General features: G+C 51.9%; 12 protein-coding genes and 1 riboswitch. Of the genes, 3 read left to right on the top strand and 9 right to left on the bottom strand.

Translation table 11 applies throughout. From position 1 onward, the window contains the following. The first annotated feature begins 32 nt into the window (after nt 1-32). The 3 genes from ACFOLF_RS22540 (at nt 33) to ACFOLF_RS22550 (ending at nt 3,040) form a co-directional block, all read left to right on the top strand. A complete protein-coding gene (locus ACFOLF_RS22540; protein ID WP_210038662.1) occupies nt 33-692 on the top strand; it encodes a response regulator transcription factor in 660 nt (219 codons plus the stop codon). Beyond that, entirely contained in the window at nt 689-2,128 is a 1,440-nt protein-coding gene (locus tag ACFOLF_RS22545) for a sensor histidine kinase (protein ID WP_210038663.1), read from the top strand. Before ACFOLF_RS22540 ends, ACFOLF_RS22545 begins: the two co-directional genes overlap by 4 nt. Nucleotides 2,129-2,233: 105 nt before the next feature. Further along, entirely contained in the window at nt 2,234-3,040 is an 807-nt protein-coding gene (locus ACFOLF_RS22550) for a hypothetical protein (RefSeq protein WP_210038664.1), read from the top strand. A gap of 152 nt (nt 3,041-3,192) precedes the next feature. On the opposite strand, the gene ACFOLF_RS22555 is transcribed toward ACFOLF_RS22550, so the two are convergent. From ACFOLF_RS22555 to ACFOLF_RS22595, 9 genes are all read right to left on the bottom strand, one after another. Then, entirely contained in the window at nt 3,193-3,510 is a 318-nt protein-coding gene (locus ACFOLF_RS22555; protein ID WP_210038665.1) for an NIPSNAP family protein, read from the bottom strand. Between the two features lie 148 nt (nt 3,511-3,658). Continuing rightward, nucleotides 3,659-4,240 (bottom strand): DJ-1/PfpI family protein, encoded by a 582-nt coding sequence (locus ACFOLF_RS22560; RefSeq protein ID WP_210038666.1) that lies wholly within the window; start codon nt 4,238-4,240, stop codon nt 3,659-3,661. 68 nt (nt 4,241-4,308) lie between these two features. Next, a riboswitch (ZMP/ZTP riboswitch) is annotated at nt 4,309-4,388 on the bottom strand. Between the two features lie 92 nt (nt 4,389-4,480). Continuing rightward, complete coding sequence (locus ACFOLF_RS22565) at nt 4,481-5,695, bottom strand: MFS transporter (RefSeq protein ID WP_210038667.1); 1,215 nt, start codon at nt 5,693-5,695, stop codon at nt 4,481-4,483. 9 nt (nt 5,696-5,704) lie between these two features. After that, complete coding sequence (locus ACFOLF_RS22570) at nt 5,705-7,300, bottom strand: response regulator transcription factor (protein WP_210038668.1); 1,596 nt, start codon at nt 7,298-7,300, stop codon at nt 5,705-5,707. Further along, the gene (locus ACFOLF_RS22575) at nt 7,297-9,087 is read right to left on the bottom strand and encodes a sensor histidine kinase (RefSeq protein ID WP_210038669.1); all 1,791 of its coding nucleotides are present in this window, start codon (nt 9,085-9,087) and stop codon (nt 7,297-7,299) included. Before ACFOLF_RS22575 ends, ACFOLF_RS22570 begins: the two co-directional genes overlap by 4 nt. 218 nt (nt 9,088-9,305) lie before the next feature. Beyond that, on the bottom strand, nt 9,306-10,133 hold the full coding sequence (locus tag ACFOLF_RS22580) for a carbohydrate ABC transporter permease (RefSeq protein WP_210038670.1): 828 nt from the start codon (nt 10,131-10,133) through the stop codon (nt 9,306-9,308). 32 nt (nt 10,134-10,165) lie between these two features. Beyond that, on the bottom strand, nt 10,166-11,038 hold the full coding sequence (locus tag ACFOLF_RS22585) for a carbohydrate ABC transporter permease (protein ID WP_210038671.1): 873 nt from the start codon (nt 11,036-11,038) through the stop codon (nt 10,166-10,168). A gap of 104 nt (nt 11,039-11,142) precedes the next feature. Further along, entirely contained in the window at nt 11,143-12,276 is a 1,134-nt protein-coding gene (locus ACFOLF_RS22590; protein ID WP_379113488.1) for a Gfo/Idh/MocA family protein, read from the bottom strand. A gap of 5 nt (nt 12,277-12,281) precedes the next feature. Continuing rightward, nucleotides 12,282-13,097 (bottom strand): sugar phosphate isomerase/epimerase family protein, encoded by an 816-nt coding sequence (locus ACFOLF_RS22595; RefSeq protein ID WP_210038673.1) that lies wholly within the window; start codon nt 13,095-13,097, stop codon nt 12,282-12,284. Nucleotides 13,098-13,106 lie beyond the last annotated feature (9 nt).

Below are 13,106 nucleotides of genomic sequence, written 5' to 3' on the forward strand. Positions count from 1 at the left end.
ATATTCAGCGGATAGAGCGGAGGCGCAGCATATTGGAGAACATATTGATTATAGAAGACGATCAGGCCATTTCCGACCTCATTAAATTGAATCTGGAGGTTGCGGGCTACGAGTGCAAACAAGCCTATAACGGACAAGATGCTCAAAGCGTTCTCTCGGGTTTTTCTCCGCAATTAATTTTACTGGACATCTCCCTTCCCGACATGGAGGGTTACGAGCTGATGCCCCGGTTCAGCCGCAGCGGAGTTCCGGTCATATTCCTGACTGCGCGGAACAGCCTTGCTGATAAAGTAAGAGGACTCAAGATGGGGGCGGACGATTACATTGTAAAGCCCTTTGAAGCAATGGAGCTGTTGGCCAGAATAGAAGTCGTGCTTCGCCGTTATGGAAGCAAAGCAGATCAGATAACATGCGCGGGCCTTGACATCTACCTCGAGGAGCGCACGATAAAGCGAGACGGCACCGTTATCGAACTTACAATGAAGGAATACGAGCTGCTCCTTCTTCTTATCAACAACCGGAACAAAGCCCTGTCCCGAGAAAAAATCCTTGAGCTTGTCTGGGGCTACGATTACATGGGCGAGACGCGGACTGTCGACATTCATGTCCAGAAGATTCGAAAAAAACTGGGATGGGAAGAGCGGATTAAAACCGTCTACAAGTACGGTTACAGGCTGGAGGCTCATGAATGAGACTCTGGCAGAAGGTTTTTTTTGGCACCTTCCTCCTGTTTGAACTGCTGTTCAACGCCTCTTCATTTTATCTTATCGAGCATAATTTCAATCAGAATTTGATGAGAGAAATCGACAGAACCTTGTCGGAGCAGCATATTCTGCACGTTCAGATCGAGACGGGCTGGTCGTATATTAATAATTTGAATCGGCTGTTACATTCGGCAAAAAACAATGCAGATGATTTTATTAAGAATAACACTCAAAAATATCTGAAGTCTTTTGACACCGACAACGTGTCCATTGAAGTATGGGATGAACATAATCAAACGGTTTTCACCGATTTCACCCAAATCGTAGCCGGTCCGAGGAATGAGCTTGAGATAGGGGATTCCGCAAGCAGAACCTATATCATCCGGGATGTTGGCCAGAAGAGCTATTTATTCGTCACAAGCGGGCTCCAATTGAGCGGGGACGATTTTAAGCTCGCCTACATTCGGGATATTACAGGCATTTATCAGGATAAGACGGCTCAGATCAGAAATTTTGTAAAGATCAACATTGTCATTACCGTTATTTTGGCCGCTGGCCTTTATGTGCTGATTTGGTTTCTCACACGCTCGGTCCGCATGCTCACAAAATCCGCACAGACGATAGCTTCCGGCCACTATTCACACCGTGTCGGCGTTTTATCGAATGATGAGATTGGCTTGCTTTCGGAGAATTTTAACCAGATGGCCGTTGCCGTAGAAGAAAAAGTCGAGGAACTGGAGGATGCCGCCAAGAACAGGGAACATTTTATTCACTATCTGACGCATGAATTGAAGACGCCGCTTACCTCGATTATAGGCTATGCAGACTTTTTGAGAACGACTAAATATAACGAAGAAGTTTTTTACAAGGCCTTAAACTATATTTACAGCGAAGGAAAACGGCTTGAAAGTCTGTCGTTCAAGCTTATGGACCTGGTTCTCATCGGAAATAAAAAGAAGGTCATGGACATGGAAGAGATAATGCCGATTTTTGAGGAGACGGAGCAGATTCTAAAACCACAGCTGGAACAATCAAATATTGAACTTTCACTATCGGTTGAGCCTGCAAAGCTGCTTATTGAAAGAGACCTGATCAAAATCCTCTTCACCAACTTAATCGACAATGCGATAAAAGCTTCAGGAGCCGGGGGCATCATTTATTTCAGAGGGCTCATGACGGAGGAAGTCCACTATGCAATAGAGGTAGAGGACGTGGGGATTGGCATACCGGAACAGGATATACCGAAGGTGTTCGAGCCGTTTTTCATGGTGGATAAAGCCCATTCGCGGACAAACAACAGCGCGGGGTTGGGGCTTGCCATATGCGCGGAGATCGTCAGGCTCCATGAGGGAAGGATCGAGATCAGAAGCTGTCTGAATGAGGGCACTATTGTGAGGATCTTACTTCCGGGGGTATGCAACTAATTTACAACTTACCGATACTTATGAGAGATTGTTTTTCTACAATGGAGATGTAAGCTGGAACTCGCGCATTCCTGCCTACAAAAACCAATAGCGGAGGTAAAAAACATGAAATTTCAGGCAGCAGGTAAAAACAAAAAAATAGTCGGGACCGTCCTGGCGTCGGCTCTTATCATCGGAAGCCTTGGCACCATTACCGCATTTGCGGCAAACAACAGCGACGCGGTTCAGAAGGGTGCGTTGATTTCAGTGCCGGCGGCTGCGGATGCGTCGGATGCACCGGTCGCCGCACAGGGAACGATCCAATACAGCAAGGACGTATACTCGAGAACCGACGGCAGCCAGAATATGACGACCGAACGTTGGTACAACCCGGAAACCAAGGATAACAGGTCGGATACCAAGGAATATTCGGCAGATCATCAGCTGCTGAGCTATCAGAGCACCTACTATGTCAACGGCGGCAACGATCTGATTATTGTTCAAAGGGATCTGAGCGGGAATCCGGTGAACGGGAAAATAATCAAGAGGGCCGACAACCCGGATATATTTAAAAAATACGATCTAGGCAACCTGGATTTTAGTGCCCTAAAGGACTTTTACAAGGACAGCAGTTGGACATCCGTCGGCTCCGAGCAAGCACCGGACGGGAAAATCCTGAATAAGGTTATGCAAAGCTATCAGTCCTATATCAGTGACACGACGCAGGCCAATATGCAGCTCATTGAGTTTCTCGATCAGGATACCGGCCTCCCGGTAAAGGAAGAGCTCTACGAGGATTCAACAGGACAGTTCAAGCTCTTTAGCACAGATACGAGCGAATTAAACTATGTGGCTGATGACGGCTCTATATTTAATACGGATGGAATTTCGCTGACTCCCTTCCAGACTCAAACTGCTTTTAATGGAAAATAATGCAACTAAACAGCCTGTTGGGAACCTTCTCAACAGGCTGTTTTTAAGTGCGCCAGACGCGAGCGGCAGATGGAGGGGAAACAGCTTCACGAAGGCCTGATACACATGCAGAAATGCACAGTTTCTCTTGTTGTTCAAGGGAACATCCCCGCTTAGCGCTGGAAATATCCCGCACGCTGCATGAAGATTTTTTCCACTTGTTCGACAATCGGCCCGTCCGCTTCCGACTTCTGTTTCACTTCCAGCCATTCCGGATCCTGGCCGAATACATCCCACTGGCGGTTCCGCTCGTCCATATCGTTGTATTCCATGATGTAATACAGCTTGGAGTGTCCTTCCTGATCGACCCAGAAGTCATAAACCTTCATTCCAAGGCGTTTGAAAATTCCAATGGTGTGGTTGGCGAAACGGGCATTCATAGCTTCCATCTTCCCGGCATGAACGGAATAGATACGCAGTTCGTACAGCAAGTTAATTTCCTCCCTAGGTAAAATGATTGCTTTCCTGTTAGATCCTGCCCGCCGTGAAGACGCTGCCAACAGGGGGCATATCTGATATATTCCCGCATTTTGCGGTCAAAAGCAATGGCCGCTGCGGCTATTCCGGCTATTCCGTCTGCTATTTACTCATCCGGCCGGGGCGATAATAGGGATAATCCATTTTTTCCTGAACCTGCCGGGCGACCTCCGGAGTGCTTAATGATTCGACGAGGAACAAGCCAAGGTCAAGAGATGCGGAGACGCCGCCGCCCGTGAACACATTGCCGTCCCTGACAACGCGGGACTTTACGACCTCTGAGCAATAAGGGGCAAGCAGGTCATATGCAGAAGGGTTCGTCGTAGCCCGTTTATCAGTCAAGAAACCAGCCGCCCCAAGCAGCAGGGCGCCAGTGCAAACCGACGCCTTAATCTCCACATCGCAGGCAGTTTTCACCCAGGAGACAAAATCGGGGTCATGCCTAAGCTGCCTTGTAGAAAATCCGCCGGGGATAAAAATCAGATCATATCCGGAGAGATCCGGATAGACATGCGGGATTTTTATGGTTAAACCCCGATCATCCGTGATTTCCGCCTTCGTCGAACAAAAATCCCATGACACTGCTTCTTTGACTCCCAAAATGCCCAACCAGGTTACAGCTTCGTAAAAACCGCTAAAATCCAGCGTCGTCATTCCGTCAAATAAAATAAATGCCATCTTCATTCCCGTACACCGGCCTTTCGTTTGTCTGGTATAAAACAAAAAAAAGCACCCGATCTGAAGAGAATCAAGTACTTTGCCCAGGCGTACGGCTGTTTGTCGGTGCGCTCCCTCATGGTTATCCATGTTTACGCCAGTAACGCACCGTTTCATGCTAATGTTATAATCTTACATTCTTCTGCTGGAAAGTTCAAGGAGATAAAAGGAGATAAATCTCCGCCTGGTTTTTTTAGCCTTCAGCCTTCATCCTTCACTGCTATAGCCCTGAGCCTCCAGGTTCTTGCGGCTGGCCTTCATGATGAACATGTACATGAGAGCAAAACCCGCCACGCCCAGCAAAGCCGTCCCGGCGCTGATCCGGTACATCGCATGCGCGCCAAGATTCTGGAATATCCAGCCTCCGGTGACGCCCGCTACGATCCCGGACAGCCCTCCCCAGCTGAGGGCGTATACCGCTTGACCCGAGGCCCGGTATTCCTTCGGAACGAGCAGGGCGGTCAATTGCGTGCCTACATAATAATAACCTGCAAAAGTAAGACAGTGCAGGGCCTGAATGAAGATGATCTGATAAGGGGTTTCCGCCACCGACATCAGAAACCAGCGCAGCGCGTAAAGCAGACTGACAACGGCCAGACAGAAAATCATCGTTCGTTGACTTTTGCGCAAATACCGGTCGAACAGCAGGTAAACCGGAATCTCGAAGATGGATGACAGAAAAGCGGACCAGCCGATCAGAGAGTTTTTGCCTCCCAGATCGGAGATATAGATCGAAACAAATGTGTTGTTCATGGAGTTTGGAATCGAAATGAGAACGCCGATGACAAGGAACATGATAAACGGTTTGTTGGCCCATATTTGACCATAACCGACCGGGGCCCCTTTTCGGCTGCCCGTTTTGCCTCCGCGGGGCAGCTTCAAGGCCAGGGCGATGGAGATAAGCATCATCACCCCGTACACGATCCACAGCTGATGAATGCCCAGTCGCTCGATGACCGGTCCTGTCGCCACCGCCATAACGGCCCACCCGAGGGAACCCCACAGACGGAAGCTGCCGAACTTAAGGCCTGTCTTGTCGGCCACATCGAGATTGAGGCTGTTGCTTTGCGAGAACAACGGGCTCTGGAAGAAAAAATAGAGCAGCATGAACGTAAAGATAAGATAGCCCGCGTTCAGAGAAAAGACGATCTGCATGACCACGGCATTGCCGATCAGCAGCATGAGCAGAACGCGCCTGGCATTCTCCAGCCGGTCGCTCCAATATCCCCAGAAGGGGTTGGAGAGGAGGGAGATGAACGGGCCTCCGGCGAGCAGCAGGCCAACCGTAAAGTTGGACATGCCGGCTTCCTTCAAATAAAGCGGAAAAAAAGTGCTGTAGACGGAAATAGCCCCGTAGATGAAAAAGTTGAACGCTTTTATGAAGCCCAGGGAACGTATGTTGGTCAATGATGGGTGTGACATGTAGTGCGCTCAATCCTTTCCCGCTGACGAACCTGTTTTGGCAAGCTTCCGGTACTGCGTCGGCGTGATTCCGGTATGCGATTTGAAGATCGAGCAGAAGTATTTGTACTCCTTGTAGCCGACTTTCTCGGCGATCTCGAATACCCGCTCGTCGGTTCCGACCAGACTTGCTTTGGCCCGTTCGATGCGCACCTCATTCAGATACTCCGCGAACCCTTTGCCGAAATTTTGTTTGAACAGGATGCTGAAATAATTCGGCGTTATTTTGAGCAGGGCGGCCAGCTCAGAGGCCTTCAAATCCGTATGGTAGCTGGAATCAATATGCTTGTTGACGCGTTCGGCAATCCAGTGGTTCTTGTTGGCCAGGGAGGAATGAATCATCGCATGCAGGGACCAAAGCTCTTTGCGGAGCAGCGATTCCATGGCGCGGTAGGAGTTGTGCGTCAACAGATCGATTTCGCCCGAATTGAACGGATCGGTGCGCTCCGACAAATCCATGCCGTTCGTATGCAGTCTGCGCTGCAGGATAATGCTCAATTCCTTGAAGGCCTGCAATACTTCCTTCAGCAGATAGCCCCTCTCGCGAAACTGCTGCATGATGCTCCCGATGATGTCATCCAGTTCCTCATAGCCTCCATGAAAGAGCACGTGGACCAGCTGCTTCTCCAGCTCGAACGGAGAGAACGGCAGAGGGCTCCGCCCGGAAATTTGCTCTTCATCATGAAACTGAATGGAGCGGCCCTCCGGAATTGCAGCAAGCTGCAGGGCCGTGGTGGCCTCTGTACTGCGGGCATATGCCTCGTCCAATTGGGAAAAAGCCGGCGACACGCCAAAATAAAGGCGGGGGACCGGCGGTGCCATGTTCTGCGCTGCCGATAAGGCGGCAGACAAATCCAGCTGGCTCACCTGGCGGGAGCCGATGCACAGCGAAAGCAGCAGGTTCGGATGATGGAAGAAGGAGATGACTTCCTGATCGAAGGGTTTCAGCGCCGCATGAACGGTACTTTCCCAACCGATCCGGGCGGATTGCTGCGACTCCTCCGACGAATGGCTGGTCCATTCCGCATAATCCTCCAGCTGGCTGGCGATAAACCGGTAGGACGACTGGCCGTATGCGGCCGATGGCGGCGTATCGGCGTCCTTCCGTATAGCGGCTCCTCCTTGAACAAGCTGGATCATCCACTTTAACCAGCTTTCGCGCTCGCGCTTTTTTTCCAGCTCCGCATCAAGCGAGATTTCCATGCCGATTCTCTGGACCATCGCCATCAGCTCCTCAATGTTGACGGGCTTCAGCAAATAATCCTCGATCCCAAGACGCAGGGCGCGGCGCGCATACTCAAAATCATCATAGCCGCTGACGATAATGATGCGGATCTGCGGCCATCTTTCCTTCAGCTCCTTGGCTAATTCAAGTCCATCCATTCCATCCATGTTAATATCCGTGAGCACAAGATCGACAGGCTGCCCCGATACGAATTGCAGGGCCTCTACGCCGTCATAGGCTTCGCCCGCCACTTCCGCGCCGATCGAATCCCAAGGAATGGTCTGTCTCAAGCCTTGGCAAATGATCGGTTCATCATCAACGATTAGCATTCGAATGGTCATGCTTCCTCCTCCTTTTCGTTCATCCAAAGAGGTATTCTTAACCTTACGCATGCTCCCGTAATGGACTGCTCCATGGGAAGCTCAACTCCGTAGCCGCTGCCGTTCACAAGCTGGATCCGTTCATGAATGTTGCTGATGGCGTGATCCAGCACGCTTTTATCGCCGGTCCTCTCCTCCAGAGCCCGGTGAATCAGAAGTCTTTTTTCCTTGGAAAATCCGATCCCTGAATCGGTCACGTCGATAATCAAATCCGCTCCGTCCTGATAGGCGCGAACGTCGATTTTTCCGGCCTGCCGTTTGAAGCCGTGCTTGATGCTATTCTCCACCAGCGGTTGAATAACCTTCTTGAGCACCACCGCGTCCTCTAAGGATGCTTCCATAAAGAGGGAGAACCGCAGCTTGCTGCCCATCCGCTTCTGCTGCAAATTCAGATAGGCCCGGACAAATTCCATTTCGCCGGCGAGCGTCGTATGATGCTTCCCGCTGTCCATGCCCATCCGGAAAAACCGGGACAAGGTCTCGATCAATTGGCTGGTCTCAGGCGCCTGCTCCAGACGCGCCGTCCAGCGGATCGTATCGAGCGTGTTGTACAGAAAATGCGGATCCATCTGGCTCTGCAGGATCCGCAGATCGGATTCCTTCTGCCGGATCTCCAGCTTATATTTCTTGTCGATGAGATCTTTAATCGTGGTGACCATATTGTTGAACTGCCTGCCGAGCTCGCCGATCTCATCGCGTGAACGCACCTCGACCTGGGCCGAGAAGTCTCCGTGCTTGAGACGGTGCGTCTCTTTCTTCAGCTCCAGGATCGGCCGGATGATCGCCAGCTCGAAGCCGATTAAGGCGAGCAGGCCGAGAATCAGGATCACAAGGATCAAAATCTGCAAGGATGCTTTGATGGCCTTGGTTTTCTCCACGATCGTCTCATCCTTGACCATTGCGACAATATTCCAGCCCGTGGATTTCATATGCTGGTTAAATACGACATAGGAGGTGCCTTCCTCCTGCAAGGCGAACACGCTGCTCCGCTTGTTCACGATTTCCTGAAGCATGCTGCTGTCCGGGTAAGGATGGCCGACCAGCTTCTCGTCCGGATGCAGCAGGACGCTGCCGTCGGGGCGGACGATAAATATCGAGCCCTGATCCTTGGGAACCGGCGTTGTCAATAAATCGGTGAATTCCGTTTCATTCAGACGCACGATCACCTGGCCGACCTGGTTGGACGGCTTCTCGAAGGAATTAATAACGCGGAACATGGAGATGACCCGTTTACTGCCGGTCCAGCCGCTCTCCAGCGAATAGGAATCCGTCCAGACGATTCCGCCCCGGTTGGCTTTCGCCAAGTCGCTCCATGGCTGCTCGAGGCCCTTGACCGGTTCGCCCATCTGCAGCTCGTTGCCGCCTACGCCCTGCAGCGAAATCGATTTGATGTACTGCTTGGACATGATCTGGAACGCGAAGAAGCCTTCAATCGCCGTTTTGTCCTTGTAGATTTGCTCCATATTGCCGGGAGTGGGCTTGGCCTCCAGGAAGCTGCGGAAATTTTCCTGATAAATCATATAGTCCGAGATATCTTCAATCGCCTTGATTTTCTCCGTCAGATTCATCTCGATGGTATTCAGGTTCTTCTCCATCGAGTCGATGAACTGCTGCCGCAGTATCGTCTCATACCGGCTCAGAATCACATAGCCGATCAGCAGAGAGGGCAGGGTGACCAGCATAATGAAGATCGCCACTGATTTTTTTCGCAAGCTGATATTGAGGAATCGGGTTGCGCCTGATTTCATATGGTTTCATTCCCCCCGGGTGTCTGCATACTCCTGAGTACTCTATCGGAAGTCCTGTTCCTTCTATTATAAAGGAATCCTGGGAGGAAAGCTGACATAACAAGCGGCCAATTTCTGCAAGGAGACGAGTGCGGGAGGCGGCATTTGAATCCGGAGAAGCGGTGAAACGGCGCCCTGCGAAGATCCGATCCCTCCGGAAGCGGATGAGCGCCGGTGTGTTATCCTTTGACGGCGCCTGCCGTCATACCCTGCACAAGCTGCTTCTCCATGGCCAGGTAAAAGACGAGAAGCGGGATCAACGCCATGCTCAAGGCCGCCATCTGAAGCGTCTGGAACCGGGTCTCCGTGCCGGCGAAATTGGCGAGGCCCAGAGGCAGCGTCTTCAGAGCCGCTTTATTGATCAGAACGAGAGCAAACAGGAATTCATTCCAATTATAAATGAAATTAATGATAATAACCGTGGCCAGCGCAGGCTTGGTCATCGGCAGGATGATCGACCAGAAGATCCGGTAGATGCCGGCCCCGTCCATAATGGCGGATTCCTCGATATCCTTCGGAAATATTTTCATAAAACCCACTAGAATGAAGATCGTAATCGACAGATGAAACGCCGTATACGGGAGAATGAGAGAGAGATGGGTATTGAGCAGCCCGACCTTTTTCATCAGAATAAAAATAGGGACGAGCGTAGTGTGGATGGGAATCGTCATCCCGATAATGAACAGGCTGTAAAGCCATCCCCGCACCCGAAATCGGAATCTGGACAGGAAGAAAGAGGTCAGCGCCCCCAGAAGCACGGTGAGCACAATCGCTCCCGCCGTTACGAGCACACTGTTCCAGAAATAAGTGCCAAGATGCGCCACTTTCCAGGCCTCGGTATAATTGCTGAAGTTCCAATGCTTGGGCAGTCCCATCGGGTTGGTTGCGAAGTCCTCCTCGGTCTTGAACGAACCGACAACCATCCAGACGATCGGAATGATATTAATGATGCAGAGCACCGCTAAAAACAGATGAATGATGGTTTTCTTGCCCCGTGATGTTTGCATGGCTGCTCCTCCTTTTACGCGGCTTGCGGTGCTTAATCGTTTCGGCTGGTTGCCAATTTGGCCGCATAAATAGCGATCAGGCTGAATAGTAGAATCAGGATGGAAACGGCGCTTCCGAGCCCGAAATTCATATTGTTGAAGGCGTTGGTATACATGTAAATCGTCATGACTTCGGTATTATGGGCAGGCCCGCCGGCAGTCATCACGTAGATGAGGTCGAATACCCGGAAGCTGTTGCTGATCGAGAAGATCAGCGTCACCCAGATCGTTTCCTTCAGCATCGGCAGGGTGATATGCCAGAACCGTCTCCAGCCGGTCGCTCCGTCCATAGCGGACGCTTCCCGGATCTCTTCGGGAATATTTTGCAGGCCGGCCAGAAAAATAACCATGTAGAAGCCGTAGTTTTGCCAGAGATAGGTGATGCTTACGGATAGCATGCCCCAGCGCTCGCTGCCCAGCCAGTTTTGTTTCCAGGAATCCAGATGGAGCAGGCCGAGAATGCCGTTCATCAGCCCCGATTCCGTGCTGTAGACCATATTCCAGATCATCGAGACGATAACCGCCGAGATGATGACGGGGAGAAACAAAGCGGAACGGTATATTTTGAGGCCTCTCAAAGAACGGTTCAGCAGCAGAGCGAAAAACAACCCCAGGGGCAGCTGACCCACGATTCCGCTGACCATCATGAACAGATTGTTTTTGACGCCTTTCCAGAAGATATCGTCCTTCAATATGGAGTTGTAATTGTCCCAGCCCGCGAAGGTCATGTCGGACAGACCGTCCCAATTGAAGAAGGAATAGTAGAAGGACATCGCAATAGGAACCATCGCGAAGCCGATATAAATAATCAGGGCGGGGAGCATCCCGATAAAAATAGTCAGCGCCATCCGCTTCGTTATTGTCATAGTTGGCCCTCCTTTGCTGTGGGTTTTCTTATAAGGGGGATGAAGGGCGGCCGGGGACAAGCCTCAGCCGCCTTTATACAATAAATCCCTGATCCGTTTTTCGGTTATATCCAGATTGCGAGAGACTTCGAGCCCGCAGCGATTTCATCTGCCGTCATCTCGCGGCCTAACGCGTCGGAGAGGTACAGGCCTTCGCTGATCAGCATGGTCGAAAGCGCGATTTCGGCCGTTGGCAGAAGGCTGACACGGCCCTGCAGGGCAGCAATCCAGTGCTGCTGGGAGGAATCGTACGCATCTTCATTCTCTCTCATCCGGTGCCAGCGGGTATCCATCCGGTTCAAGTCGATCCGGCTGTCCAGATCCATATCGGCAACGGTCGTATGATAGCTGAATTCGGAGGTTTGCTCCGCCGAATGATAGGCGGGAAGCCGGATGCCGCCCCGTGAGCCGATAATGCTGCTGCCTTCAACGCCGCCAAGATGAACGGCCCAGGCTTCGAAAATATCCAGCGTCACGCCGCCTTGAAAGGTGACGAAGCCAAGCGCGAGCTCTTCCACGTCGAAGCCGCTTTGCGCGCTTCTCTGCGGATCCATATCCATCTCTTGAATTAATTTGCCGGTGACCCTTGCGAGCGGCGGGTTCCCGAGCAAATACAGCATTTGGGCGATATGGTATACGCCCATATCCAGAAGGGCGCCGCCGCCTGCGCTTTCCTTCCTCGTGAAATGGGCGGTGCCGAAGCCGTCTACAAAAGGGCGGCCCCGGCGCCTGAAGCCGCTCGACCGGGCATGAAACAGCTTGCCCAATTGTCCGTCGTCGATCAGTGCCTTCGCGGCCTTCGTTTCCTTCTTGTACAGCATGCCCAGCTGGATATGCAGCATCTTCCCGGACTCGCGGGCGGCGTCCACCATCCATTTGCCGTCGTGATAAGAACCGGCGATCGGTTTCTCGCAGTAAACATGCTTGCCGGCCTGGAGCGCTGCGATCGTCAGCGGCGCATGAAAGTTATTATGCAGACATACATCTACCGCATCGATATCATCCCGCGCCAGCAGCTCTTTATAATCCGTGTAAACATCGGGAACCCCGTATTTCTCCGCAGTCTCCCGGGCTTCCCGTTCGTTGATGTCGCACACGGCTACCACCTGCGCGCCTTCAATGCGGGAATAGTTGTCCAGATGCTGCTTGCCGATAATCCCTACGCCTATAACGCCGATTCTGATTTTTGCGTTTTCCAATGTTTTTACGCCTCCAATTTCTGCCCGGCAGTCCGGTTTACCGCCGCCAGCAGTCTTTTCATTGAGGCCAATGCCCATTCAATCTCGATGTACGGATCGGACGGGGCGTTATATTCGACCGCCCAATATCCTTCATATCCGCTGTCTGCCAGCGCCTTGACGGCATCTTCGGCTCCTGGAGAAGCAAGCGTCCGGGCATCCAGATGTACGTGGTTTACCCAAGGGGCAACAAGCCGGTTTCCCTGTTCACCGGTGTCATTCCATCGTCCGATGTGGAGCAGAATACCATATCCCGGGTGATCGACAGCTTCAGCGATCCGCTTCATCCACCTGGGATCAAGCGATACGCCGGTATGATTCTCCGGGCCAACCGTAAACCCGTAATCGGCGGCTATCTGTGCATATTCCCGATAGCGTAGAACCGTATACACGAACTGCTCCTCCGTCATCTCGCCGGGTCCCCGGTTGGCATCGATCCGAACCGTCCGGGCTCCCAAGAGATGCGCAGCATGCAGATGCGCCAGCGCATTGCGGTGAAGCTGCGCCCTGACATCGGGATCCGGGTCCCACAAATGGGCCCGGTCCACGATCAGGTTGGCGACGGTCAGCTGCTTCTCGTCAAGCGATCGTTTGATTTTGCGGAGATGGTCATCGCTTGCGAGCTTCCAGACAGGAACGCTGCGATCTGTGAAGAAAGCGTTCCACAGATCCACAGCTTCCAGCCTGTAGCGGTGCTTGACCGTCTCCAGATAGCCGAAGATGTCCATTTCGCCTTCGCTGAACAGCTGGTAGAAGGAGAATCCTCCAAGGGAAGCTTTCACTTGCCATTC

The organism is Paenibacillus sepulcri (assembly GCF_042647105.1).
In the GTDB taxonomy this organism is placed as follows: domain Bacteria; phylum Bacillota; class Bacilli; order Paenibacillales; family Paenibacillaceae; genus Paenibacillus_Z; species Paenibacillus_Z sepulcri.